Source organism: Nonomuraea sp. NPDC049269 (genome assembly GCF_043197155.1).
Classification (GTDB): Bacteria; Actinomycetota; Actinomycetes; order Streptosporangiales; family Streptosporangiaceae; genus Nonomuraea.
In genome coordinates this window covers 1-25,040 of record NZ_JBICSO010000008.1, presented here as the reverse complement: position 1 = coordinate 25,040, position 25,040 = coordinate 1, and the positions used below count along the sequence as shown (strand labels likewise).

The following is a 25,040-nucleotide window of genomic DNA, read 5'->3' as shown; positions in this document are numbered from 1 at the left end:
GGTAGGTTCCCGGGCATGGAGTCTGCGAAGCACGCCGGTGACGCCGCCGTCGCCGTGTCCAAGGCCTACGGTGTCGAGACCATGTTCACTCTGTCGGGAGGGCACGTCTTCCCGCTCTACGACGGCGCCGTGCACGAGGGCATGCGGATCCTCGACGTACGCCACGAGCAGAGCGCCGTGTTCGCCGCGGAGGCCACAGCCCGGCTGACCAGGACACCCGGGCTGGCCGCTCTGACGGCGGGGCCCGGCATCACCAACGGGATCAGCGGCGTCGCGACCGCGCACTTCAACGGCTCTCCAGTGGTGGTCATGGGCGGGCGAGCGCCGCGCTCGCGCTGGGGCAGCGGCGCGCTGCAGGAGATGGACCACCCGCCCCTGCTCGGGCCGATCACCAAGCTGTCGTTCACCGCGAGCGGAGCCGACTCGGTCGGCCAGGATGTCGAGTCGGCCTTCCGCACGGCCATCGCGCCGCATCGCGGGCCGGTCTTCCTCGACTTCTACATGGACGACCTGTTCGCGCCATCGCCTGTGCACCCGGTCGAGACGCAGAGCCCGTCCCCCCTCGAACCCGACCCCGAGTCCCTGGCCACCATCGCCAGGCTGCTCACCGAGGCCGAGCGCCCGGTGCTGGTCTACGGGTCCGACGTGTGGATGGACCGGGCCGAGGAGGCCGCGCGCGACTTCGCCGAGAACTGGCGGCTGCCGGTCATCCCCAACGGCCAGGGCCGCGGCATCCTGCCCGCCGGCCACGAACTGCTCGTCACCCGGGCCCGCGGCCTCGCCTTCGCCGAGGCCGACCTGGTCGTCGTGATCGGCACCCCGCTCGACTTCCGGCTCGGCTACGGCTGGTTCGGCGGCAAGGAGGGCCGGTCGCCGGCCAAGGTCGTGCACATCGCCGACGCGCCGTCCCAGCTCGCCACCCACACGCAACCGGCCGCGTCCGCCGCCGGCGACCTCTCCGTGGTCTTCTGGAGCCTCGGTACGGCCTGCGGCGACGCCGGCCTGAAGCCCACGGCCTACTCCGGCTGGGTGTCGAAGCTGTCGGAGGCCGCCGCCGCGGCGATCGCCGGCGACGCCGGCCTGCTCGGGGCCGACTCCGACCCGATCCACCCCATGCGCATCTACGGCGAGCTCGGCAAGGTGCTCGCCGACGACGCCGTGGTGATCGGAGACGGCGGCGACTTCGTCTCCTACGCGGGCAAGTACGTCGAGCCCAAGCAGCCCGGCAACTGGCTGGACCCGGGCCCCTACGGCTGCCTGGGCACCGGCCTCGGCTACTCCATCGCGGCCCGCCTGGCCCGGCCGTCCTCGCAGGTGGTGCTGCTGCTGGGCGACGGCGCGGCCGGGTTCTCGCTCATGGACGTCGACTCGCTGGTCCGGCACGGCCTGCCGGTGGTCATGATCTGCGGCAACAACGGCATCTGGGGCCTGGAGAAGCACCCCATGCAGCTGCTCTACGGCTACGACGTGGCCGCCGAGCTGCAGCCGCAGTGCCGTTACGACCAGGTGGTGACAGCGCTGGGCGGCGGCGGCGAGCTGGTCACCCGGCCGTCGGAGATCGGGCCCGCGCTGCGTCGGGCGTTCGACTCCGGCGTGCCGTACATGGTGAACATCGCCACCGACCCCCAGGTCGCCTACCCCAGGACCACGACGGGGATCTGACTACCTGACGCTGAGCGAGGGCGTCGGCGTCGGGGTGCCCGACGGGCAGGGACCGCCGTCGATGACGACGATCTTGACCGGTTTGGTCACATCCAGCCACGTGCCGCCGTCGGGGAAGGTCTGGCCGATCTTCCCGCAGGCGGTGCCCTGCTCGGTGGTGGTCTGGTTGTCCATCCTGATGGTGAAGCCCACAGCCTTGATCCGCTGGGTGGCCACCGCGTACGGCAGCTCGACCACGCTGGGGACCTGCTTCTTCACGACCTTGGGGGTCGTCGTCGGCGTGCTGCTGGGGGTCTTGGTCGGCGTCTTCTCCTCCGTCGGGTCCGGAGTCGGCGTCGTCTCTTTCTCCGTCGGCTCCGCGGTCGTCTTGGTGGGGAGCGCCGCCTGCGTGGTCGGCTTGGCCTTGGGCGTGGTGCGCCTGGCGCGCGGCGTCGTCGGGGTGCTCTTGTCGGTGGTGGGAACGGAGTTGGCCATGCCAGTCGTAGTGGCGGTCGGCCCGGCCTCGGGCTCGGCATTGATGCCCGTCAGCGCGACGGCACCGGCGCCCGCCCCGAGAACCACCGCGGCCGCGATCCCGGCGATCAGACCGCCCCTGCGGGGCGCCTTGGCGGCGCTGCGACGGCCGCCCTGCCGCGGCCCGGCCATCGTCTGCGCCTCCTGCCGCGCAGCCTGGTAGGACCCCGTCTGATGCGGACCCGCCTGACGGGCTCCTGTCTGGTGCGGACCGGCCTGGTAGGACCCCGTCTGGGGACCCGCCTGGTGGGATCCCGTCTGATGGGGCCCGGACTGGCGAGATCCCGTTTGGTACGCCTCCATCGGCGCGGCCATGGTGGCACCCGTCGCCAGCGGCGCCGGCTCGGGAGCGGGCGTCTCGCCGGCCGCGATCTTGCGTGCCGTCTCGCTCATCGCTCTGGCCGTCGGGTAACGGGCGAGCGGATCCTTCGACAGGGCCCGCTCGACGAGCGCGCGCACGGACCGGGGGATGTCGGTGGGCAGCGGCGGGGGCGCCTCACGGATGTGCTTGAGCGCGATCGTGACCGCGCTCTCGCCGTCGAACGGCCGCTGCCCCACCAGGCACTCGTACGCCACCACGCCCAGCGCGTAGATGTCGACCGCGGGCGTCACCGGCGCGCCCTCGGCCTGCTCCGGCGCGCAGTAGGCGGCGGTGCCGAGCACCATGCCCGCGTCGGTGAGCCGGTTGGCCACGTCCGAGCGGGCGATGCCGAAGTCGGTCAGCACGAGCGTGCCGTCACGCTGGACCAGCAGGTTGCCCGGCTTCACATCACGGTGCACGATCCCCTGTTCGTGCACCGCCTGCAGCGCCGAGGCCGCCTGCGCGATCAGCTCCATCGCCGGCTGGGGCGGGATCCGGCCCAGCCGCATCAGCAGCCTGTCGAGCGGCTCCCCGTCGACGAACTTCATCACCAGATAGACGGTGTCGCCGCTCACACCGTAGTCGTAGACATCGACGACACCCGAATGGTTGATCGTCGCCATCGCCCTGGCCTCGGCCTGGAAGCGCGCGACGAAACCGGGATCGTCCATGCGGCCGGGCAGCAGCACCTTGACGGCGACAGTGCGCGCCAGCACGATGTCCTCGCCCCGCCACACTTCGCCCATGCCACCGGCGCCAATGCGGGTGTCCAGGCGATACCGCCCCGCCAGCGTCGTCCCTTGGGCTACCATGACTCCCCCGTTACCCCCCTACCTCTATAACCTCTCCCACCCCAAGGTTCAACAAAGCGAAGTTGTGTCGCGGTGAGGTAACACAGAGGTCACGGAACTTCGAGAGTGTACGACTCACGAGTCCCACGTGCCACTTGAATGCTGTAAGCCCTACAAACTCTATCCTGCGGCCTTCTGACCTCACTTGTCCGCGTTTCCGGGAGATCTGGGCTCTTGACAGGGGCCCATTGTGATGATCGCAGTAGGCTGGCGGCATGACGCTCGCTCCAGGGCTCCGCGCCCAGCTGCTCATCGTGGTCGAGGAGTCGGACACAGCGCAGAAGATCGGCAGTGGTGACGTCCCGGTGCTCGCCACTCCACGGCTCCTCGCGATCGCCGAGATGGCGACGCTCAAGGCGGTGCGTCCGCATCTCGCTCCCGGCGAGACGACCGTCGGCACCCGCGCCGAGCTGGCGCATCTGGCCGCCAGCCCGGTGGGCACGCATGTGGAGATCACCACCGAGCTCACCGAGGTCGACGGCAGGCGGCTGGTCTTCGACTTCGAGGCCCGCGACAAGCGGACGGTCATCGGCCGGGGCACGATCGAGCGGGTGCTGGTCGATCGCGCCAAGTTCATCGACCGCGCCATCCGCTGAACCAGCGGCTACTCGATGACGGCGATCAGGTCGCCTTCCTGGATCACGTCACCCTCGCTGACCTTGAGCTGCACGAGCACGCCGTCGTCCTCGGCCAGGACCGGGATCTCCATCTTCATCGACTCGAGGATGACCAGCGTGTCGCCCTCGGCGATCGTCTGACCCTCCGAGGCGACGACCTTCCAGACGTTCGCCACCATCTCCGCGCGTACCTCGGCCACCGCGACTCCCCTCTTCCAATGAGCTAACAATGCCATGTGCGCCTAGGCGCGCATCCGCCCGACCAAGCCCGTGTCATAGTCGCCGCTGACGAACTCCGCGTCGTCCAGCAGCTCGGCACAGAACGGCAGGTTGTTCTTGGGTCCTTCGACGACGAAGCCCGCCACGGCCTCACGACCGGCCCGCAGCGCCTCGGCCCGGCTCGCGCCGAAGACGCAGAGCTTGGCCATGAGGGGATCGTAGAACGGCGTGACCGTGTTGCCCTCCTCATAACCTGAGTCCACCCGGACGCCCTCGCCGACCGGCTCTCGCCATGCGGAGATCTTGCCGGGCCCCGGGAAGAACCTCTTCGGGTCCTCGGCGTAGACGCGGAACTCGATGGCGTGGCCGCTGGTCTCCGGCTTCACCTCGGGATTCTCGCCCGCCGCCACCCGAAGCTGCAGCTCGACCAGGTCCAGCCCGGTGACCAGCTCGGTGACCGGGTGCTCCACCTGGAGCCTGGTGTTCATCTCCAGGAACACGAAATCCTGCTTGTCGGCGTCGACCAGGCACTCCACGGTCCCCGCGCCCAGGTAGCCGACGGCCTCGCCGGCCCGTACGGCCGCGGCCAGCATGCGCTCGCGCAGCTCGGACGTGATGCCGGGCGACGGCGACTCCTCGACGACCTTCTGGTGGCGGCGCTGCACAGAGCAGTCGCGCTCGCCCAGGGCCACGACGGTGCCGTCGGGCCGGCCGAGGATCTGCACCTCGACGTGGCGGGCCCGCTCGATGTAGCGCTCCAGCAGGATGGCGGGCCCGGCGAGAATGTCGCCCGTGGCGAACCTCGCCGCCGCCCTGGCTGCCTGCTCGAACGCCTTCGCCAGCCCCTCGTCGTCGTGGGCGACGCTCATCCCGATGCCACCGCCACCGCCGGCGGTCTTGACCATGACCGGATAGCCGATCCGGGCCGCCGCCCGCAGCGCCAGCTCCAGATCGGTGACGGGCTCCCGGGTGCCGGTCGCCACGGGCACACCCGCGTCCTCCATCAGATTTCGGGCGTTGATCTTGTCGCCCATCTGATCGATGGCCTCGGGAGCCGGGCCGATCCACACCATCCCGGCGTCGATCACCGCTCTGGCGAACGCCGCATTCTCCGCGAGAAACCCATAACCCGGATGAATCGCCCGCGCGCCGGTGGCCCGAGCCGCCTCCAGCACCTTCCCGGCGTCCAGGTAGCTCAACTGGGGGTTGGCCGGCCCGATCAACACGGCCTCGTCGGCCTCGCGCACGAACGGGAGATCCGCATCGGCCTCGGAGTGGACGGCGATGGCCCGCAGCCCCAGCCGCTTGACCGTCCGGATGATCCGCCGGGCGATCTCCCCTCGATTGGCGACCAGGACAGGACCCAGTGTGTCGATAAGCACCCGCCCACCCTACGACCGCGAGGCTCTGCGCCTTTTCCCGCTAAACAACGGATCCGGCGAGCCGCTTCTGTAGGAACCCTACAATCGCAACGCGCCAGGCCCGGCTCCAGCTGCGTAGGACCTACAGGGGCGATTGCCCACGGCACCGGTCTCACCGTCTCGTCACGGCGGCCGGCCACGTGCGGGGTCAGCGGGCGTATTCCTGGAGGCGCCCGGCCATGGTCGGCGGGTGGGTCTTGCCGGGCTTGCCGTACCAGCTGGGCGGCCTTTCAGAGTTTGTGGACGCCGAGCCGATCGACGACGCGCGTCATCGCCTCGATCGCGTCGGGATCGTACGCGGTGCCGGCGGCCAGCCGCAGCCGCTCCAGTGCCGCGCCCCCACGATCGCGATCGGCGGAGCCGCCGACCAGGTCGTCGTAGGCGTTGGCCGCCTTGATGATCCGGCTGGACAGCGGCGGGTCCTCGGCGATCTGGTCGCACTGACGGCGTACCAGCTCGGCCACCCGGTCGAGCACACCCGTCTGCTTGATCACCTCGGCCCCCAGCTCGGCGATGCGGCGCGCTTGGGCTGGATCGGCGAGCACGGTCGCGCCACCCGGAATGGGATCGCTCAGGGACAGCTGACCGATGTCGTGCATGAGCGCGGCGTATTCGAGCTCCAGCAGCTCCGGCTCCGCCATGCCCAGCTCCCTGCCGACCGCCACGGCCAGCCGGCTCACCCGGCGCGAGTGGCCCGGCTCGACGTAGCCGCCGACCTCCGTGACCCGTGACAGGGCCCGTACGGTCTGCAGGTAGGTGGCGCGGATCCCGGCGTACTTGCGGAAGGCCACCTGCGTGACCAGCAGCGGCGCGGCGAAGACCAGCAGCGCCACCAGGTCCATGCTGTGGGTGGCCAGCGCGAGCAGCACCCCGGAGGCGGCCACGGCCGCGCCGAGCGGGAAGGCCATGTTGATCTCGTCGCGCACGGCCACCCTGAAGGCGGTGCGCACCTGCTCGGCCCTGAGCAGGGCCGCGATCAGCACGTCGATCAGCAGGGTGAGCGTGATGAGCGTGACCATGACGCCGAGCGCGGGCCACCACGTCGGCGGGTCCTGCCGGGTGAGCTGGTAAAGAGGGTCGGCGAGCGGCCGGAAGGCGAAGGCGAGCAGCGCCCCGGTCAGCAGGCGGCGTGCCATGGCGTCGAGGCGCGGCGGACGGCCGACCGCCAGGTGCGGCAGCGCGCCCGCGATCATGCCGACCGCGATCACGGCCACCACCTGGAGCGCGGTGTGGCGCAGCGGGTTGTCGCTGAGGTCGAGCAGCAGCGTGTAGCCGAGCGCGGCGGCGGCGCCGATGGGCGCGACCTCCCTGTTGCCCGGCATGGTGAGCCGGGCCAGCTCGCCGACCGCGATCAGCGCGCCGAACCCGATCGCGATCTCGGGCCGGTCGAGCCCCACGGCCGAGGTGTGCGCGACGCCGGCCACGGCCACGAGTCCCGCCCCGCAGATGAGCAGCAACTGCCCGGAGTCGAGGCTCTGCAAGGCACGCGTCAAGGCCCGCTCACCACTTCGATCGGCCTGGTCGGGTCGTCATGGTCCTTGATCGGGTTCTCGGTCGCCTCGGGTGGCGGGGGCTCGACGCGGCGCGGCGGCTGCCACGGGTCGCGTTCGAGCGCCCTGGCGAAGGCCGCCACCATGACCGGGTCGAACTGGCGGCCGGCGTTCTTGCGCAGCTCTTCGACGGCCACCTCGACCGAGCGGGCATGGCGGTAGGAGCGGTCGGACGTCATCGAGTCGAACGCGTCGGCCACCGCGATGATCCGGGCGAACTCCGGGATCTCGTCGGCCGCGAGTCCCATCGGGTAGCCCTTGCCGTCGTGGCGCTCGTGGTGGTGCATGATCCCGGCGTACGCCTCGTCGAGGAAGTCGATGCCGCGGACGATCTCCAGCCCGCGCATCGGATGGAGCTGGATGGCGGCGAACTCCTCCTCGGTCAGCGGTCCCTCCTTCTGCAGCACCTTGGTCGGCACGCCGAGCTTGCCCACGTCGTGCAGCATGCCCGCGTAGCGGATGGCGCGCAGCCGCTCCAGTCCCATGCCGATCTCCTGGGCGATCATCGAGGAGGCGAGCGAGACGCGGGTGCAGTGGCCCCGGGTGTAGTAGTCCTTCGTCTCGACCGCCTGGCAGAGCGCGGCGATCGTGGCGTCGTAGGAGCGCTGCTGCGCGTGATACTGGCCGAACGCCCAGCGGGCGACGAACAGCGGCAGCAGCACCAGCACCGCCGAGATCGACTGCACGGTCGCCCAGAGCCCCGCCACCAGCAGCCCGAACGTGCCGTAACCCAGGTAGGACAGCAGGAACTGGACCATGCCCCGCAGCGGCACCTCCATGGCCCGCACCCGGGTCGCCAGCCGGATCATGGTCAGCGTGAGCATGATGTTGAGCGGCACGAACACGCCCGTGGCCGCCGCGTAGGGGCCGATGAGGTCGTCGAAGACGTTGACTCCCGGCACCCCCGAGACACCGCCCAGCCCCTGGTAGACCCAGCCGGCCGCGTAGCCGCAGATCGCGAACTGCGCCCCGTTGAACAGCCGCTTGATCAACGGCAGGCCAGGACGCACGCTGAAGACCGCCGTGAACCCCACCAGAGCGGCCCCTTCTGGACCGATCAGGACGACAGCGGCCAGAGCTGCAGAGAAGCTCACGGACACCGCGAACTGCTCCACGTTCAGCAACGTCGGCATCGACTCGCAGACCAGGAACAGCAGCGCGAGCACCAGCAGGATGCCCAGATCGCCGGGCGCCACCAGCCGCCCGGAAGTGATCACGCTACGTCCGATGAGGACGGTCGCCGCGCCGATGACGGCGATGAGGTAGACCTTCGCAGGCCACGGCAGATCACGCATTGCGGCCCCCTAGGGTGCTCAGGTCCAGGACACCCCGGTTGGCAGGGCCCCGCCCCCGCTCATCAACAGTGTCATCACGGGAGTGATCAGCACCGCGGCCGCGATCAGCCGGGCGATCATAGCCTTCAGCATCTACTCGCCTCCACGCCGACTCTCTACGTCGACTCCTGTGGCTCACGCTACAGAAGGCGCGGTCAGCGCAGGGCCGGAGTTGAGAATCGCAAGCAAAGCGTAATCAATCCACTACCTGGGGCGACTAACGGCCCATTCGACGGTGCTCTTCAACCCGGTCGCCAGGTCGGTGCGCGGCTGCCAGCCGAGCCCCTCGCAGGCCGGCACCGGGTCGACCGCCATGGCCGGCAGGTCACCCACGCGCGGTGGCGCGAACCCGGGCTTGTCCTGCGCGTCGGCCGCGTCGGCGATCAGCGAGTGCAGCTTGCGGTCGGTGGTCTGGATGCCGGTGCCGAGGTTGAACCTGCGCCCGTTGCCGTCGGCCCCGCAGGCCCTGACGAAGCCGTCGACCACGTCATCGACATAGACGTAGTCGCGGGTCTGCGTGCCGTCGCCGTAGAGCACCGTGGGCGTGCCGCTGAGCAGGCCGTCGGTGAAGATGGCCACCACTCCGGCCTCGCCTTCCGGCGACTGGCGCGGGCCGTAGACGTTGGACAGCACGAGGGTGGTGTATTCGATGCCGTAGAGCGCGCGGAACGTGGCGAGATAGGTCTCACCGCTCAGCTTGGAGGCCGCGTACGGCGAGCGCGGGTCGGTGGCGGCGTCGCCGGGCACCGGGATCGTGGCGGGCCGGCCGTAGACCGCGACGGAGGAGGCGAACACCACCTTGCGGGTGTTGCCCTCACGGGCGGCGGTCAGGATCGACGCGGTGCCCTGGACGTTCACACTGGCGTCCTGGACCGGGTCGGCGACGCTCCCGCGCACGCTGATCTGCGCGGCGAGATGGCAGATGACCTCGGGCCGCAGCTCGGCGGCCAGCGCGATCACGGCCGGATCGCGGACGTCGAGCTCATGCAGGCGGAAGCGGTCGTGTGTGGCCGCCTCGGCCAGGTTGTCCCTGCGGCCGGACGAGAAGTCGTCCACGACCGCGACGTCGTGCCCCTCCGCCAGCAGACGGTCGACGAGATTCGACCCGATGAATCCGGCACCCCCGGTGACAAGCACGCGCATGGGGGAATCTTAGTCGGACAGCTCCGACCTCACCTGCGCGATGCGGGCCAGCACCTTGGAGCGCAGGTCGCCGGGGACCGGGTCACAGCCGCAGTGCTTGGCCACGAGCGCCTTGATCGCCTTGTCGAGGTCATATTCCTTCAGACAGGGGCTGCACTCCTCGAGGTGCACGCGGATCTCCACCACGTCGCCCTCGGTCAGCTCCCCGTCGAGGTAGGAGTAGACCTTGTCCAGCACTTCGCGACAGTCAGTGTCGTGCGGGTTGCCACAGCTCATTTCGATCCCTCCGCCGGGACCAGGCCACGCTCGCGAGCATAGTCTTCGAGAAGTCCACGGAGCTGCCTGCGACCGCGGTGCAGCCTGGACATCACGGTGCCGATCGGGGTCCCCATGATGTCGGCGATCTCTTTATACGGGAAGCCCTCGACGTCGGCCAGGTAGACCGCGATCCTGAACTCCTCGGGCAGCACCGCGAGGGCCTGCTTGATATCACCGTCGGGGAGGTGTTCGAGCGCCTCGACCTCGGCCGACTTCAGGCCGCTCGACGTGTGCGACTCAGCGCGGGCGAGCTGCCAGTCCTCGATCTCCTCGGTGCCCGACTGCTTGGGCTCGCGCTGCTTCTTGCGATAGCTGTTGATGAAGGTGTTCGTCAGGATCCGGTAGAGCCACGCCTTGAGGTTCGTACCTTCCTGGAACTGGTGGAACGACGCGAACGCCTTCGCGAAGGTCTCCTGTAGCAGGTCCTCCGCGTCCGCGGGGTTCCGGGTCATCCGGAGCGCCGCGGAGTAGAGCTGCTCGAGGTAAGGCATCGCTTCGCGCTCGAACCGCTCACTTCGCTGTTCCAGAGTCTCCGCGCCTGTCGCGGGCACCGGACCCACCCCCCTAAGATCACCGGTGGCCGACTGTGGCGGTACACCGTATTCAGGGGAGAATACCCGCTCGTCACGGACTGGTCCGTCACTGGGGAGGGGTTCGAGCAATGTGAGCATGCACGTCGCAACACGCCCGCGCCCGCGTCTGTTCCCGCAAGATAGAAGGTGACGAACAACCCGGTGCGGGGATAACGATACGTACCGGCTGGTAGCCATTTTCCCGGAACCCAGGAGTCGCGTGTGCTGCCCATTCCGGCCGAGGAACTGAACGGCTCAGGGACGCTCGGGCCGTACTGGACCTTCTACCGCGCCGTTGTCGCCGAGCAGCTGACCCGGTGGCTCCCCGACCAACCCTCCGTCGTACTCGACCTGTCCGGCGGCCGGGGGCGCTGGTCCGGCCAGGCCGCCAGAGCCGGGCATCGGGTGATCGAGCTGGTCGACTTCCGCCGCACCGCCTCACTGGCCTCTTCCCTGGCCGCTCCGCTGACGACCGACCCGCAGGCGCGGCTGCGCGACGCCGGGCGCGTGCGCCACGTACGCGCCGACGACCTGACGTTCCTGCCCGACGAGAGCGTGGACGCGGTGGTCGCCGAGGAACGCGCCATGTCGATCGAGCTCATGGCCGAATCGGCGATGGACGACGTGGCCCGGGTGCTGCGGCCCGGCGGCCGGGCGCTGGTCTGCGTCGACTCCCTGGTGCTGGGCATGGCGATCCTGGCCGAGCAGGAGCAGTGGCAGCACCTACGGCAGACGGGCGAGGTCATGCTGGTGCCGTGGCCCGACGGCAGCATCACCCGCTGCTTCAGCAGTGGGCAGCTACGCGAGCTGCTGACCGGCGCCGGGCTGGAGGTGGAGTGGGTACGACCGCGGACCGTGCTGTCGCCCTCCACCGTCGACCACGTACTGGGCTCCGACGCCAGGGCACTGGCCTGGCTGGTGCGCACCGAGCTCGACGCGCACCCCGACGACGACGACACGGTCGGCATCCACCTCGTGGCCAGCGTCCGCAAGGTGTGACCCGGGGGCAGCTATCGGCGGCGCTCCCGCTTGCCCTGGCACTCCACGCACCGCGCGGCCTCCGGGCGGGCCTCCAGCCGGCCCTCGGGCACCGGCTTCTCGCAGTCGACGCACCTCCCGTACGTGCCTTCGTCCAGGCGTTTGAGCGCGTCGATCACCGCCCTGCGCTGCGTCGTGGCCACGGTCAGCATGGCCTGGGCGCGGTCGGCGTCGGTCAGGTCGGACCCCGCGTCGGCCGCGGAATACTCGCGGATCCCGACGGGGTCGCCCTGCAGCACCCCGATCGATCGGTCCAGGTCCGCGAGAATCTTCTCCAGCCGCTCACGAGCGGTCGTGTCGTCCACGAATCCGCACCTCCGGGTGACAGGGGGGCAAGCCGCAGCGGGACTCCCCGGAAGTCCAACCCGGCGCGAAGAGGGCATGTGTGGCGGTGACTCCGGGTAAACGGATGCATCGCTTTCCTCACCAGATGCCCACTTAGCGTGACTCTTACACCTTTAGCGGAGAGCGGTTTCCTCCCCTGGTGGTAGGGGTTTGATGAGATCTGAACCGTTGTTCCGGACATTGTTGACATCAGTGGAAACGGCCACCGCCGTCAGCTGCCCGGTGTCGGCGGGCACCAGCAGCCCCGAGGCCTGCTCGGGGTCGGTGAGCTTGGGGTCGAGCCACTCCGCCCAGCGCTCCCGCTCGATCATCATCGGCATCCGGTCGTGGATGCGGCCCAGCTCGTCCTCAGCGTCGGTGGTGATGACCGTGCAGGTCACCAGCCACTTGAGCGGATCGTCGTCGTCGCGCGACTTGTCCTTCCAGAACTCGTACAGACCCGCCATCGCCAGGACACCACCGTCCTCCGGGTGGATGAAGTACGGCTGTTTCTTCTTCTTGTCGCCCTCGACCGGCATCCACTCGAAGTAGCCGTCGGCGGGCAGCAGGCACCTGCGCTTGGCGAACGCCTGGCGGAAGGACGGCTTCTCGGCCACCGTCTCGACCCTGGCGTTGATCATCCGCGACCCGACCGACGGGTCCTTCGCCCAGGCCGGCACCAGCCCCCACTTGACGATCCGCAGCTGCCGCACGGCCCGCTCGGCCTCCTTGGGCACCCGGCTGAGGACGGCGTAGACGTTCTTGGTGGGCGCGACGTTGTAGTCGGGCCCGAGCTCCTTGTCGGGGTCACCGTCGAGCTCGACCTGGAACTCCTCCAGCAGCTCGTGCTTCTTGCGCGCCGACGCGTATCTCCCGCACATGTCCCCACACTGCCACGTACGGCCTACGACCGCATGCACGCCCTTCTCCGTAAAGTTCACCACCGCCAGTAGGCTTTGACCCATGCCCGCACCGCACTGGCCCGCACCCACCGCGACCGCACCCGTGGTCGCGTCGATCCGCCTGCCCGGCTCCAAGTCCGTGACCAACCGCGCGCTGCTCCTCGCCGCTCTGGCCGACGGTCCCGGCGTGGTGCGCCAGGCACTCCGCAGCCGCGACGCCGACCTGATGGTGGCGGCGCTGCGCGCGCTGGGCGCCACCCTGACGCCGGCGAACGAGACCACGGCCGCCGTCGACTGGCAGGTGACCCCCGGCCCGATCCGTGGCGGCGCGAGCATCGACGCGGGCCTGGCGGGCACCGTCATGCGCTTCGTGCCGCCGATGGCCGCCCTGGCCGACGGCCCGGTCTCCTTCGACGGCGACCCGCACGCCCGCAAGCGTCCCATGGGTCCCATCCTCGACGCCCTGCGCGCCCTGGGCGCCCGCGTGGACAACGACGCCCTGCCGTTCACCGTCCACGGTCCCCTCGCGGGCGGCGAGGTCACGCTCGACGCGTCGGGGTCGTCGCAGTTCGTCTCGGGGCTGCTGCTCACGGCGGCGCGCTTCGAGAAGGGCGTCACGATCCGCCACGTCGGCCCGCCCGTGCCGTCGCAGCCGCACATCGAGATGACGATCCAGATGCTCAGGGCGGCCGGGGTCACGGTCGACGACGGAGAGCGCGACATCTGGCGGGTCGAGCCGGGACCGATCGCGGCCAGGGACCTGGCCGTCGAGCCCGACCTGTCCAACGCGGCGCCGTTCCTGGGCGCGGCTCTGGTCACGGGCGGCACGGTCACCATCCCCGGCTGGCCGTACGAGACCACGCAACCGGGCGACGCCCTCCGCGACCTGCTCACCTCGATGGGCGCCACGGTCCGGCTGACCCCCGCGCCGCACGAGGCGACCGGTGCCGCCGGTTCCCTGACCGTGACGGGCACCGGCCGGATCGAGGGCATCGACGCCGACCTGCGCGAGGTGGGCGAGCTGACGCCGACGATCGCCGCGCTGGCCGTGCTGGCGAGCTCGCCGTCCCGGATCCGGGGCGTCGCGCACCTGCGCGGCCACGAGACCGATCGCCTGGCCGCCCTGGTCACCGAGATCACCCGGCTGGGCGGCGACGCGGAGGAGACCGACGACGGCCTGATCATCCGCCCCCGCCCCCTGCACGGCGGCGTCTTCCACAGCTACGACGACCACCGCATGGCCACGGCCGGGGCCGTCATCGGGCTGGCGGTCCCGGACGTCGAGGTGGAGAACATCGCGACGACGGCCAAGACGCTCCCGGAGTTCGTCCAGATGTGGACGAACATGCTGGGCGAGCAATGACCACCCCCGCGATCCTGCCGGGTGCACAAGCAGGTGGCCCGGCGGTCGGCATGGTGGGGCGGTTGTGCGGGCACAACCGCCCCGTAGGCCGACGCGGTGGAGCGGCGGGCAGGCGCGATCCGCTTGGCGGCCCGCGCGGTGGGGCAGCGTACGGACAGGACGGCGCCACCGACCGCCACGGTGGGTGGGCCGCGCACAGCAGCAACGATCGCATGGGGGTAGACCGCTGAGAAAGCGGGAGTACGACGAGGACGACGTACGGATCAGGCCGAGCAAGGGCTCACGGCCGCGGACCCGTATTCGGCCTGCGCATGAGGACGCCGTAGAGGGGTTCGTGGTCGCCGTGGACCGGGGCCGCTACACCGCGCTGGTCGAGCCGGAGCGCGCCAAGGGATCGGCCCAGAAGCGCAAGCAGCCCGAGCGCCGCATGGTCACCGCGATGAAGGCGCGCGAGCTCGGCCGCAAGGGCATCGTCGTCGGCGACCGAGTGGCCCTGGTGGGCGACGTCTCGGGCCGCCCCGACGCCCTGGCCAGGGTCGTACGCGTCGAGCCGCGGACGTCGATGCTGCGCCGTTCGGCCGACGACGTCGAGGACACCGACGGCATCGAACGCCCCGTGGTGGCCAACGCCGACCAGCTGGTCATCGTGACCGCGCTCGCCGACCCGCCACCCCGGCCGCGCATGATCGACCGGATCCTGGTGGCCGCCTTCGACGCCGAGATCGACACGCTCCTCTGCCTCACCAAGTCGGACCTCGGGCCGCCCGACGACCTGGTGGCGATGTACGAACCGCTCGGGGTGTCGCACGTCGTCGTGCACAAGGGCGGCTCGCTGGACGAACTCCGCGACCACCTCACCGGCCGCCTCAGCGTCATGGTCGGCCACTCGGGCGTCGGCAAGTCAACTCTGGTCAACGCCCTCGTGCCGGCCGCCAACCGCGCGGTCTCCCAGGTCAACGCCGTCACCGGCCGCGGCCGCCACACCTCGACCTCAGCCGTGGCCCTCGAACTCCCGGAGGGCGGCTGGATCATCGACACGCCCGGCGTACGCAGCTTCGGCCTGGCCCACGTGTCGGTCGAGACGGTCCTGGCCTCCTTCCCCGACCTCATCGAAGGCACGGTCACCTGCCCGAAGGGGTGCACACACCTGGACGCCGACTGCGCGCTGGACGCGTGGGTGGCGGCCGGCCACGCCGAGCCCGCCCGCCTGGAATCCCTCCGCCGCCTGCTCTCCAGCCGCGAGTCTCCGCCAGACCTTTAATTTTCTGTTACGGCCGGCCCGGTGGGCCCCACCCGCCGTACGTGGCTGGGCCCTGTCCAGGGGCACGCTCCTCCGGTGATGCGGGGCTGGGCACCGTGACGTGCGTCCTCTTGACCATCTCCGTGGTCAACCCTGCGGCCGGCAGGACTTATCAGAAAAAACAGCCATCCAGCACTGGACAGGACTTACCAGAAATGCGAGCCCGCTTGACTGATGTTCGGGAGGTAAGTCACGGTAGCGTGGCTCTTCGTGCAGGGTTATAACGATGATCTACGTCTGGCGCACGTCATGGCGGACCACGCCGACGATCTGACCATGCGGAGGTTCAAGGCGGTCGATCTCAAGGTCGACACCAAGCCGGACCTCACGCCGGTCAGCGATGCCGACCGTGCCGTCGAGGAGGCCATTCGCGGCACCCTCCGGCGAGCCCGGCCGCGGGACGCGGTCGTGGGCGAGGAGTTCGGCAAGACGGGCTGGGGTGCCAGGTCGTGGATCATCGACCCGATCGACGGCACCAAGAACTACGTACGCGGCGTCCCCGTATGGGCGACGCTGATCGCGCTGATGGAGTACGGCCAGGTCAAGGTGGGCCTGGTGTCCGCCCCGGCCCTGGGCAAGCGCTGGTGGGCGGCCACCGAGGGCGGCGCCTGGACCGGCAAGAGCCTGACCAAGGCGACCCGGATGCGCGTCTCGTCGGTGGCCGATCTGGAGGACGCGTCGTTCTCCTACTCCAGCTTCGGCGGCTGGGAGAAGATGGGCCGGCTCGACAACTTCCTCGACCTGGGGCGGGCCTGCTGGCGCACCAGGGCCTATGGCGATTTCTGGTCGCACATGATGGTCGCGGAGGGTTCGGTGGAGGTGTCGGCCGAGCCGGAGTTGTCGCCGTGGGACATGGCTGCGCTCACCGTGATCGTCGAGGAGGCGGGCGGCAAGTGGACGGACCTCGCGGGCGTGCCCGGCCTTGAGGGTGGCAGCCTGGTCTGCACCAACGGCATCCTGCATGACGAGGTCCTCAGACGCCTGAACGCCTCGTAGAGAGCGTCTGAACGGCTTACAGAGCCAATACCCGGGCGACGGCGTCCAGCAAGCTGTCGCGATATGTCCCCCCGAAGAGCACCACATGGACGAGCAGCGGGTGCAGTTGGTGCAGCGGCACCCGGCCCCGCCACCCGTCCGCGAGCGGCGTCTCCTCCTGATAGGCCCCCAGGATCCGATCCAGATAGGGCGCCCCGAACAACGCCAGCATCGCCAGGTCCGTCTCCCGATGCCCGCCGTGCGCGGCCGGGTCGATGAGCACTCCGCGACCATCCGACCAGAGCACGTTCCCGTTCCACAGATCGCCGTGAATGCGCGCCGGCGGCTCCGGCGGCCCCGCCACCTCGCCGAACCGCGCCACTGCCCGCTCGATGAGAGCCACGTCCCGCGCGGGCAGCCGCGCCTGCCGTACGAAGGGGAGCACTCGGCGGGCCGCGTAGAAGGCCGGCCAGTCGTCGGCAGGCGAGTTGTCCATCGGCAGATCGGCGATGAAGCCCGGCCAGGGGGCGCCGAAAGCGGGCGCGCCGGCGCGGTGCAGCCGAGCGAGGTCGCGCCCGAGCCGCTCGGCCGCCGCCGCGGTCGGCGACGAGGTGTCCACCCACGACAGTACGAGCCGATCCCGCGAGACCTCGATCACCTCCGGCACCGCGATGACCTCGCCCAGCCAGCGCAGGCCTTCCGCCTCGGAAGTGAACACCGGAGAAACGGTTCCGGTCTTCGCGAACACCACCCGCCCGTCGTCGAGCACGCCCCGCTGCAGCCGCCAGCCGTGGGACGCCCCGAGGTCCTCAGTCGATCTCATCGGCGATGTGCTTCGCGACGCCTTCGGAAGCGGCCTCGACCAGGCGCAGCACCTCTTCGAAGCCCTCGGGCCCGCCGTAGTAGGGATCGGGCACCTCGGCCCCGGCCCGCGCGGCGGGGTCGAACGAGCGGAACAGCCGCACCTCCACACCGTCGGGCGCGATCCGCCGCAGGAACGACAGGTTGTCCCGGTCCATGGCCAGCACCAGGTCGTAGCGGTCGAACCAGCCGGAGGTGAACTGTCTGGCCCGGTGGGCGGAGCCGTCGTAACCGTGCTCGGCCAGCGTCCGCAGAGCCCGTTCGTCCATGGGATCCCCGACGTGCCAGCCGCCGGTGCCCGCGCTGTCGACGGCCACTCGTTCACCGAGTCCGTGCTCGGCCAGGGTCCGTCTGAGCACCGTCTCGGCCATCGGCGAGCGGCAGATGTTCCCCATGCACACCAGGCATACGCGATAGGTCATAGCTCCCATCATGAGGGTGACCAGGCCCGTTCACCGTCCGTTCACCCTTGGTAGGGGGATTGAGTCACTTTGGCTGCATACCTTCGTGGCGACTAAGGACCAAGTGGGAGGAACCCAACCGTGAAGTATGCAGGCCGGCTCGCCGCCGTCGCCGTAGTCGGCGCGCTCTCGCTCGCTGCGTGCGGCACAGACAACAACAGTGCCGGTGGTGACGCCACAGCGTCCGCCGGTGCCAGCAGCGCTGCGGGTAACGACAATGGTCTGAGCGGCACGATCAACGCCGCCGGATCCTCGGCCCAGGCCAACGCGATCGACCAGTGGAAGAAGGACTTCCAGAGCAAGAACCCCGGGGCAAGCCTGAACTACCAGCCCAGCGGTTCCGGCGCCGGTGTCCAGGCGTTCATCCAGGGCACGGTCGCCTTCGCGGGTTCCGACTCGGCTCTCAAGGACGACAAGGGCGAGCCCGCCCAGGCCGACGCCCGGTGCAAGACCGGCAAGGCCATCAACATCCCGATGGTGACCGGCCCGATCGCGGTCGTCTACAACCTGCCCGGCGTGGACGGTCTGCAGCTCTCGCCCAAGACGCTCGGCGGCATCTTCAGCAGCAAGATCACCAAGTGGGACGACGCGGCCATCAAGGCCGACAACCCGCAGGCCAAGCTGCCTTCGACGCCGATCCAGGCGTTCCACCGGGCTGACGAGTCCGGCACCAGCGACAACTTCACCAAGTTCCTCAAGGCGACGGCCGAATGGCCGTACGAGCCGGCCAAGGCGTGGCCCGCCGAGGCCAAGGGCCAGGGCGCGAAGGGCTCCGACGGCATCGCCTCCTCGGTGAAGGGCGCCGAGGGCTCGATCAGCTACGTCGAGATGTCGTTCGCCGACAACTCCCAGCTCCAGAAGGCCAAGGTCGCCAACGGCGCGGGCGAGTTCGTCGAACTGAACAGCGACAGCGCGGCCAAGACGATCGAGACCGCCGAGGTCAAGGGCACCGGCAACGACCTCAAGCTCGGCATCGACTACGCCACCAAGACCGCGGGCGCCTACCCGATCGTCCTGGTGACGTACGAGATCACGTGCGAGAAGGGCCTGCCCGCCGACCAGTCGAAGCTGGTCAAGGCCTTCCTCACCTACACCGCCAGCGACGAGGGCCAGGCCGCGCTGAAGGACCTGGGCTACGCCCCGCTCTCGGGCGATCTGCTCACCAAGGTCCGCACCGCCGTCGAGGCGATCTCCTAACTGCCGATGACGACCAACGTTCGTACCCGTGATGGCGGACCGGCCACTGGCCGGCCCGCCTCGCGGCGCAGCCATGGTGAAGGGCCCTTCCGATACGCCGCCACCGGCGCGGGCATCATCTTGCTGGGGATCATGGCGGCCATCGCCGTCTTTCTCATCAGCGAGGCGATCCCCGCCCTGCAGGCGAACAAGGGTCACTTCTTCTCCGAGCTGACCTGGGACCCGAACGGCAGCCAGGTCTTCGGCATCGCCGCTCTGGCCTTCGGCACCGTGCTCAGCTCGGCCCTCGCGCTCGTCATCGCGACTCCCATCGCGGTCGGCGTGGCGCTCTTCATCTCCCACTACGCGCCCCGCCGTCTGGCCGGGCCGCTCGGCTACCTGATCGACCTGCTCGCCGCCGTACCCAGCGTGGTGTACGGCCTGTGGGGCGTGGCCTTCCTGGTGCCGCTGCTCAAGACGCCGTCGCAATGGTTGAACGAGAACCTGGGCTGGTTCCCGCTGTTCGCCGGCGAGGGCGCGATCGGCGGCAAGACCATGATCGCCGGGTCCATCGTCCTGGCGATCATGATCCTGCCGATCATCGCGGCCATCTCCCGCGAGGTGTTCCTCCAGGCTCCGAAGATGAACGAGGAGGCGGCGCTCGCGCTCGGCGCCACCCGCTGGGAGATGATCAGGATGGCCGTGCTGCCGTTCGGTCGCCCCGGCGTCATCAGCGCCGCGATGCTCGGCCTCGGCCGGGCGATGGGCGAGACCATCGCGGTCGCGCTGATCTTCCCCGCCACCTTCGACATCACCTTCGAGATCCTCACCCCGCACGCCAACAGCATCGCGGCGAACATCGCCAACGGCTTCGGTGAGGCCACCCCGATCGGCAGGGGCGCGCTGATCGCGTCCGGACTGGTGCTGTTCGTCATCACCCTGCTCGTCAACATAGCCGCCCGCATGATCATCAACCGCCGCAAGGAGTACGCGAGGGCCGGCGCATGACCACGATCCAACACATCTCGACCAGCCGCCGCATCAAGGACCGTGTGGTCCAGGGGCTGGTCTACCTGGCGTTCGCGCTTGCCGTGGTACCGCTCGTGTCCGTGCTCTGGCTGGTGGTCAAGAACGGCCTGGCGCGCTTCGACCTGGACTTCCTCACCCACTCGATGCGCAACATCGGCGCCCGCGACGTGGGCGGCGGCGCTTACCACGCGATCATCGGCACGCTGGAACAGGTCCTGATCGCCTCTCTCATCTCCGTCCCCATCGGTCTGCTGACCGCGATCTACCTGGTCGAGTACGGCAACAGCGGCCGGTTGAGCCGGGCCATCAGCTTCTTCGTGGACGTCATGACCGGCGTCCCCTCTGTCGTCGCGGGCCTGTTCATCCTGGCGTTCTGGGTCCTGTTCCTGGGCCAGCCGTTCTCCGGGTTCGCCGGGGCATTGTCACTGTCGATCCTGATGATGCCGACCGTGGTCAGATCGGCCGAGGAGATGCTCCGCCTGGTCCCGAACGACCTGCGCGAGGCCTCGTACGCGCTGGGCGTGGCCAAGTGGCGCACGATCATGAAGGTCGTCCTGCCGACCGCGCTGACCGGCATCATCACCGGCGTCATGCTGGCCGTGGCCAGAGTCGCCGGCGAGACCGCGCCGTTGCTGCTCACCGTGTTCTTCACCGACTCCATCAACAACGACCCGTTCAGTGGGCCGCAGATGGGGCTCCCCCTCTTCGTCTTCGACCAGGCGGGCCGTCCCAACGTCACCGCCGTGGATCGGGCCTGGACCGGAGCCCTCACGCTCATCCTGATCGTCATGCTGCTCAACCTGGTGGCGCGCCTGATCGCCCGGTGGCGCTCACCCGCCAAAGGCCGATAAGGGGTAAAGCCACTATGTCCAAGCAGATCCAGGTCTCCGGCCTCGACGCCTACTACGGCGGGCACAAGGCTATCGAGGACGTCTCGATGACCATCGAGCCGCGTTCGATCACGGCGTTCATCGGCCCCTCGGGGTGCGGCAAGTCGACGTTCCTGCGCACCCTCAACCGCATGCACGAGGTCATCCCCGGCGCACGCGTGGAGGGCAAGGTCCTGCTCGACGGCGAGGACCTGTACGCCTCCACCGTCGAGCCGGTCTCCGTGCGCCGGATGATCGGCATGGTCTTCCAGCGCCCCAACCCGTTCCCCACGATGTCGATCTACGAGAACGTGGCCGCCGGGCTCCGCCTCAACGGCCGCGTGGCCAAGTCGGAGATGGACGGCGTCGTCGAGACGTCGCTGAAGGGCGCCAACCTCTGGAACGAGGTCAAGGACCGCCTCAACAAGCCCGGCGCTGGCCTGTCGGGCGGCCAGCAGCAGCGGCTCTGCATAGCCAGGGCCATCGCGGTCCAGCCGCAGGTGCTGCTGATGGACGAGCCCTGCTCCGCGCTCGACCCGATCTCCACGCTGGCCATCGAGGACCTGATGGCCAAGCTCAAGGACGACTACACCATCGTGATCGTCACCCACAACATGCAGCAGGCCGCCCGGGTCAGCGACCGGACCGCCTTCTTCAATCTCACCGCGCAAGGTAAGCCCGGCAAGGTTGTCGAGATGGACGAGACCTCCCGCATGTTCACCAATCCCACCGAGAAGGCGACCGAGGACTACATCACCGGGCGCTTCGGCTGATGATCCACCAGCAGGCGGCATCCACTGTGAACGGGGACACCAGGACGAAGCCCATCCTGCTCATCGCCGATCCCGACGACGGAGTCGTGGAGGACGTGGCCACCGCCCTCGAACGCGAGGGCGTGTCGGTCACCGGCGTCCCCGACGGGGCCCAGGGCCTGATCCAGGCCGGGGCGCTGCAGCCTGACGTGGTCCTCGTGTCCGCCACGCTGCCGGTCATCGGCGCCGTCGACTTCGTCCGCGCGGTGCGGCTCTCGCGGACCGTGCCCGTCTTGCTCGGCGTCGGCGAGGGGCACGCCGAGCAAGCCGTACAGGCACTCGCCGCCGGCGCCGTGGCCTGCGTGGCCAGGCCGTACCGGGTGCCGGAGTTATTGCCGTTCATCCACGCGGCCTCTCCGGACGGGCACAAAGTGCTGGTCGTGGGCGGCGTCGAACTCGACGCGCAGGCCTACCAGGTACGGGTGGACGGGCGGATCGTGCACCTGCCGCTGCGCGAGTTCGAGCTGCTGCAGTACCTGATGAACAACGCGAACCGTACGGTCACACGCGAGCAGATCATGCGGCACGTGTGGCACACGGGGTCCAGCACCTCGACGAACACGATCGCGGTGCACGTCAAACGACTGCGCGCCCGGCTGGGCGACGACGAGGACACGCTGATCCAGACGGTACGCGGCGTGGGCTACCGACTGGTCACACCCGGCACCTCCGGCCCGGCGTGATCCGTTCGTTCAAGTACTGCACGAGCGGAACGACTTCATGATCCGCTCGGTCACGCCCTCGACAGTCGCGATGCCCGGGCCAGTGTCGGCGTTGTTCTCGGTCAGTACGGCCACCGCGTAGTCGTGGCCGTGGCCGCGGATGAGGCCGACACTGATGATGGCCCAGCGCTTGTTGGACACGTGCTTCAGCCAGCCGTTCTTCAGCGCTACCCGGTCACCCTTGCACCTGGCGGCGCCCACTCCCCAGTCCTGGCCGTCGATCACCTTGCCCATCAGCCTGAGCACCTGCGCACGGTCTTTGGCCCGGAGCGGGCTCTTGGCCGACACGAGCGCCTTCATCAGGCGTACCTGATCCTCGGCCGAGGTCCTGGTGATGCCCCAGCAGTAGAGATCGACGCAGTTACCCGGAACGCCCTGAGTGTGCCGGAGGCCGTACTTCCTACCCGCCTTCGTGAACCCGGCGGCCCCGCCGATGCGCAGCCAGAGCCGGTCGGCGGCGTGGTTGTCGCTGTAGCGGATCATGAGGTCGGCGTCGCGCTTGGTGGCCTTCGAGAGCTTGTGCCAGGGGGTCTTGAGGAGGAGCGCCATGAGGATCTGCACTTTGGCGGTGCTCGCGGTGATCAGGCGTTCGTTGCGGTGATAGCGGTAGAGGCGGCCGGTGGTGAGATCTTTGACCATGGCCGTAACGGGACCCGGACGACCGGCCAGGTAGCGATCGAGCCGCTTGGTGATCTTCTTGGCCTCGATCGGCGGGTCCGGCTTCGACTTCTTCGGAGGCTCCCTCGATGCCTGGACTTCGACCTTGGACTTCTTCGGAGGCTTCGCCAGCGCCGGAACTTCGACCAAAGCCTGCTGCTGGGGCAGGATCGCAGCTCGCTGGTGGAGCGCGACGGGGCGCGGGGCCGGCTCTCGCTCGGGAAGCGGCCAGAGCGCCAAAGGCACCAGGAGGAGACCCGCCAGAACCACGCGGGAGTATCCCCCGACGCCTCGCCCCGCGACCATCCGTGAATTATCACGAATGATGGTGATATGACGCTAGTGGCCAGTGGTGACCAGTTCGGCGATCGCGCCGTCGTCACAGGTGTCCCAGTAGCCACACCCAGGGCGACATAGAGAGTGCCCCAGCCAGAGGTGGGCTCAGCCTCGGCGCACGCCCCTCAAACGGCTTCCGCCGGAGGGACTCTCGTGGCCGACCTGGACGCCAGACCGCTGCTCACGATGCACGCACACGCACGGATCGGCCTGACCGAGCTCGCCCCTTCTGCTGGGCGTAGCCAGGGGACAGTACAGGCACGAGCGGAGAAACTGACCGCCCGCGGCGTGATCGAGGACTTCGGGCCGACGATCTCACCGAATCGCGCTGGCTACGTGATCCCGGCCTTCGCCTGGCTGCGGATCGCCCAAGGTCGCCTGATGGAGGCCGTGGCAGCCCTGGCCCGGCTCACTGCTGGCTGCGGGACATGTGGAAGCAAGCCGTCCAGGCGCCGTCCACCGCCCTGGACCGGCCTGCTGCCAGCTGCCGGAGCGTGCGGAAGTTCACCGTCCAGGTTGCCGTCCACCGCTGCAGCACGCGGTGAGCGGTGCAGGATCCGGGCGGCCAGCACGACCTCCTGCGCCAAGTCGTCGGCAAGGGCACCGAACCATTCGCAGGAGATCATCGCGCGCATCCTGGCCTCCTCGACGATCCAACGTACGGGCGCCACGATCTCGGTGTCGGCGCAGATCCCGTAACGCATCGAACCGCTGTTGACGGACGGATAGCAGCCCTTCGAGTCAGCGTGACCAAGCCGCTGTGACTGGCTGGGGGTCAGGAATCCGGATCGGGGTCTTCGAGGGTCGGGATCGCCGGGGAGAGCAGTGAATCGGTGTGCTCGCTCAGTTGGCCGCGTACAAGCCGGTAGACGCGGAACTCGTTCGGGTGGGTGCCTTCGTCGTCCCAGAGGTGCAGCAGTCCGTAGGAGCCGGGCGCGAGCCGGCCGATCCGCTGGAACAGGTCGAGGAGGGTGTCGGCCCAGCCGCTGTCGTGGTTGGGATGGCCGGCGACGTGCAGGGATGGGATGCCGTTCAGCCAGCGCAGATCGATCAGGCCGTAGTCGGGGATCTGGGCCAGGTAAGCGCGGATCTCCTCCACTTGCCGTTCCAGCAGGCTGTCGTAGTCGTCCTCGACGCCGGCCGTCTCGCGGATGGTCACCCACCCGTGGTACTCCATCGTCGCCGTCCCTCTCGTCCAGAGGTCCTGAAACGCAGAAAGGGCCCCACGCATAAGCATGGAGCCCTTCCCGAACAAAGATTGTCCGGCGGTGACCTACTCTCCCACACCCTCCCGAGTGCAGTACCATCGGCGCTGGGAAGCTTAACTTCCGGGTTCGGAATGTAACCGGGTGTTTCCTTCCCGCCATAACCGCCGTAACCCTATGAAACAAACAACAGACGAAAAACCCATCTGTTTGTTGTCTCAGAATTGCCTAGTGGACGCGAGCAAGATGCTTTGTGGTCAAGTCCTCGGCCTATTAGTACCGGTCAGCTCCACACGTTACCGTGCTTCCACCTCCGGCCTATCAACCCGGTCGTCTACCGGGAGCCTTACCCATTCTCATGGTGGGAGACCTCATCTCAAGGCGAGCTTCCCGCTTAGATGCTTTCAGCGGTTATCCCTTCCGAACGTAGCCAACCAGCCGTGCACCTG

26 protein-coding genes and 2 rRNA genes are annotated in these 25,040 nt (G+C 69.1%); 11 read left to right on the top strand and 17 right to left on the bottom strand.

Features of this window, described 5'->3' with window-relative positions:
• The first annotated feature begins 15 nt into the window (after positions 1-15).
• On the top strand, positions 16-1,662 hold the full coding sequence (locus ACGFNP_RS39470; RefSeq protein ID WP_358336687.1) for an acetolactate synthase: 1,647 nt from the start codon (positions 16-18) through the stop codon (positions 1,660-1,662).
• Here ACGFNP_RS39470 and ACGFNP_RS39465 read toward each other — a convergent pair whose 3' ends face one another.
• Positions 1,663-3,348, bottom strand: coding sequence for a protein kinase (locus ACGFNP_RS39465; RefSeq protein ID WP_393327583.1), 1,686 nt, complete (start codon positions 3,346-3,348; stop codon positions 1,663-1,665). It lies immediately after the preceding gene.
• 254 nt (positions 3,349-3,602) lie between these two features.
• On the opposite strand from ACGFNP_RS39465, the gene ACGFNP_RS39460 reads away from it, so the two are divergent.
• Positions 3,603-3,983, top strand: coding sequence for a thioesterase family protein (locus ACGFNP_RS39460; protein WP_393327580.1), 381 nt, complete (start codon positions 3,603-3,605; stop codon positions 3,981-3,983).
• 8 nt (positions 3,984-3,991) lie between these two features.
• Here ACGFNP_RS39460 and ACGFNP_RS39455 read toward each other — a convergent pair whose 3' ends face one another.
• The 7 genes from ACGFNP_RS39455 to ACGFNP_RS39425 all read right to left on the bottom strand — a co-directional run bounded on the left by ACGFNP_RS39455 (position 3,992) and on the right by ACGFNP_RS39425 (position 10,549).
• On the bottom strand, positions 3,992-4,204 hold the full coding sequence (locus ACGFNP_RS39455; protein ID WP_393327577.1) for a biotin/lipoyl-binding carrier protein: 213 nt from the start codon (positions 4,202-4,204) through the stop codon (positions 3,992-3,994).
• Positions 4,205-4,246: 42 nt separating this feature from the next.
• Positions 4,247-5,605, bottom strand: coding sequence for a biotin carboxylase N-terminal domain-containing protein (locus tag ACGFNP_RS39450; protein ID WP_358336678.1), 1,359 nt, complete (start codon positions 5,603-5,605; stop codon positions 4,247-4,249).
• A 269-nt stretch (positions 5,606-5,874) separates the two neighbouring features.
• Entirely contained in the window at positions 5,875-7,137 is a 1,263-nt protein-coding gene (locus ACGFNP_RS39445; RefSeq protein WP_214640166.1) for an HD-GYP domain-containing protein, read from the bottom strand.
• Positions 7,134-8,489 (bottom strand): HD-GYP domain-containing protein, encoded by a 1,356-nt coding sequence (locus ACGFNP_RS39440; protein WP_358336675.1) that lies wholly within the window; start codon positions 8,487-8,489, stop codon positions 7,134-7,136. Before ACGFNP_RS39440 ends, ACGFNP_RS39445 begins: the two co-directional genes overlap by 4 nt.
• 243 nt (positions 8,490-8,732) lie before the next feature.
• Positions 8,733-9,671 carry an NAD-dependent epimerase/dehydratase family protein gene (locus ACGFNP_RS39435; protein WP_393327573.1) on the bottom strand — a complete coding sequence of 313 codons (939 nt, stop codon included), beginning with the start codon at positions 9,669-9,671 and terminating at the stop codon, positions 8,733-8,735.
• 9 nt (positions 9,672-9,680) lie between these two features.
• Positions 9,681-9,947 (bottom strand): mycothiol system anti-sigma-R factor, encoded by a 267-nt coding sequence (rsrA, locus tag ACGFNP_RS39430; protein WP_214640169.1) that lies wholly within the window; start codon positions 9,945-9,947, stop codon positions 9,681-9,683.
• Complete coding sequence (locus ACGFNP_RS39425) at positions 9,944-10,549, bottom strand: sigma-70 family RNA polymerase sigma factor (RefSeq protein WP_214640210.1); 606 nt, start codon at positions 10,547-10,549, stop codon at positions 9,944-9,946. The genes rsrA and ACGFNP_RS39425 overlap by 4 nt, the downstream gene beginning before the upstream one ends.
• A gap of 234 nt (positions 10,550-10,783) precedes the next feature.
• Between ACGFNP_RS39425 and ACGFNP_RS39420 the strand changes: the two genes are divergently transcribed.
• The gene (locus tag ACGFNP_RS39420; RefSeq protein WP_358336669.1) at positions 10,784-11,560 is read left to right on the top strand and encodes a methyltransferase domain-containing protein; all 777 of its coding nucleotides are present in this window, start codon (positions 10,784-10,786) and stop codon (positions 11,558-11,560) included.
• Positions 11,561-11,571: 11 nt separating this feature from the next.
• On the opposite strand, the gene ACGFNP_RS39415 is transcribed toward ACGFNP_RS39420, so the two are convergent.
• On the bottom strand, positions 11,572-11,904 hold the full coding sequence (locus ACGFNP_RS39415) for a TraR/DksA family transcriptional regulator (protein ID WP_393327569.1): 333 nt from the start codon (positions 11,902-11,904) through the stop codon (positions 11,572-11,574).
• Between the two features lie 153 nt (positions 11,905-12,057).
• The gene (locus tag ACGFNP_RS39410; RefSeq protein ID WP_393327566.1) at positions 12,058-12,843 is read right to left on the bottom strand and encodes an SOS response-associated peptidase; all 786 of its coding nucleotides are present in this window, start codon (positions 12,841-12,843) and stop codon (positions 12,058-12,060) included.
• 43 nt (positions 12,844-12,886) lie between these two features.
• On the opposite strand from ACGFNP_RS39410, the gene aroA reads away from it, so the two are divergent.
• From aroA to hisN, 3 genes are all read left to right on the top strand, one after another.
• Positions 12,887-14,188, top strand: coding sequence for a 3-phosphoshikimate 1-carboxyvinyltransferase (gene aroA, locus ACGFNP_RS39405; protein ID WP_393327563.1), 1,302 nt, complete (start codon positions 12,887-12,889; stop codon positions 14,186-14,188).
• A gap of 226 nt (positions 14,189-14,414) precedes the next feature.
• Positions 14,415-15,449 (top strand): ribosome small subunit-dependent GTPase A, encoded by a 1,035-nt coding sequence (rsgA, locus tag ACGFNP_RS39400; protein WP_393328706.1) that lies wholly within the window; start codon positions 14,415-14,417, stop codon positions 15,447-15,449.
• A 249-nt stretch (positions 15,450-15,698) separates the two neighbouring features.
• Positions 15,699-16,484, top strand: coding sequence for a histidinol-phosphatase (gene hisN / locus ACGFNP_RS39395; RefSeq protein ID WP_393327560.1), 786 nt, complete (start codon positions 15,699-15,701; stop codon positions 16,482-16,484).
• A 16-nt stretch (positions 16,485-16,500) separates the two neighbouring features.
• On the opposite strand, the gene ACGFNP_RS39390 is transcribed toward hisN, so the two are convergent.
• A complete protein-coding gene (locus ACGFNP_RS39390) occupies positions 16,501-17,286 on the bottom strand; it encodes a fructosamine kinase family protein (RefSeq protein ID WP_393327557.1) in 786 nt (261 codons plus the stop codon).
• Positions 17,273-17,746 carry a low molecular weight protein-tyrosine-phosphatase gene (locus ACGFNP_RS39385; protein WP_358336657.1) on the bottom strand — a complete coding sequence of 158 codons (474 nt, stop codon included), beginning with the start codon at positions 17,744-17,746 and terminating at the stop codon, positions 17,273-17,275. Before ACGFNP_RS39385 ends, ACGFNP_RS39390 begins: the two co-directional genes overlap by 14 nt.
• Positions 17,747-17,866: 120 nt before the next feature.
• On the opposite strand from ACGFNP_RS39385, the gene pstS reads away from it, so the two are divergent.
• Genes pstS through ACGFNP_RS39360 form a run of 5 tightly spaced genes read left to right on the top strand, consistent with a single transcriptional unit; the run spans position 17,867 to position 22,354 of the window.
• On the top strand, positions 17,867-18,982 hold the full coding sequence (gene pstS / locus ACGFNP_RS39380) for a phosphate ABC transporter substrate-binding protein PstS (RefSeq protein ID WP_358336654.1): 1,116 nt from the start codon (positions 17,867-17,869) through the stop codon (positions 18,980-18,982).
• A gap of 6 nt (positions 18,983-18,988) precedes the next feature.
• Positions 18,989-19,969 carry a phosphate ABC transporter permease subunit PstC gene (pstC, locus tag ACGFNP_RS39375; protein ID WP_358336651.1) on the top strand — a complete coding sequence of 327 codons (981 nt, stop codon included), beginning with the start codon at positions 18,989-18,991 and terminating at the stop codon, positions 19,967-19,969.
• Positions 19,966-20,841, top strand: a complete 876-nt coding sequence (gene pstA / locus ACGFNP_RS39370) for a phosphate ABC transporter permease PstA (protein WP_393327553.1) — start codon at positions 19,966-19,968, stop codon at positions 20,839-20,841. Before pstC ends, pstA begins: the two co-directional genes overlap by 4 nt.
• Before the next feature lie 14 nt (positions 20,842-20,855).
• The gene (gene pstB / locus ACGFNP_RS39365; protein WP_358336645.1) at positions 20,856-21,632 is read left to right on the top strand and encodes a phosphate ABC transporter ATP-binding protein PstB; all 777 of its coding nucleotides are present in this window, start codon (positions 20,856-20,858) and stop codon (positions 21,630-21,632) included.
• Entirely contained in the window at positions 21,632-22,354 is a 723-nt protein-coding gene (locus ACGFNP_RS39360; RefSeq protein WP_358336642.1) for a response regulator transcription factor, read from the top strand. The genes pstB and ACGFNP_RS39360 overlap by 1 nt, the downstream gene beginning before the upstream one ends.
• 9 nt (positions 22,355-22,363) lie before the next feature.
• Here ACGFNP_RS39360 and ACGFNP_RS39355 read toward each other — a convergent pair whose 3' ends face one another.
• From ACGFNP_RS39355 to ACGFNP_RS39335, 5 genes are all read right to left on the bottom strand, one after another.
• Positions 22,364-23,356: a serine hydrolase gene (locus ACGFNP_RS39355; RefSeq protein ID WP_393327549.1), complete on the bottom strand. Its 993-nt coding sequence runs from the start codon at positions 23,354-23,356 to the stop codon at positions 22,364-22,366.
• A gap of 362 nt (positions 23,357-23,718) precedes the next feature.
• Positions 23,719-24,090 (bottom strand): hypothetical protein, encoded by a 372-nt coding sequence (locus ACGFNP_RS39350; RefSeq protein ID WP_393327546.1) that lies wholly within the window; start codon positions 24,088-24,090, stop codon positions 23,719-23,721.
• Positions 24,091-24,161: 71 nt separating this feature from the next.
• Positions 24,162-24,563, bottom strand: coding sequence for an Imm7 family immunity protein (locus ACGFNP_RS39345; RefSeq protein WP_358336633.1), 402 nt, complete (start codon positions 24,561-24,563; stop codon positions 24,162-24,164).
• 83 nt (positions 24,564-24,646) lie between these two features.
• Positions 24,647-24,763: ribosomal RNA gene (gene rrf / locus ACGFNP_RS39340) — 5S ribosomal RNA — on the bottom strand.
• Positions 24,764-24,844: 81 nt separating this feature from the next.
• A 23S ribosomal RNA gene (locus tag ACGFNP_RS39335) occupies positions 24,845-25,040 on the bottom strand; the annotation flags it as partial.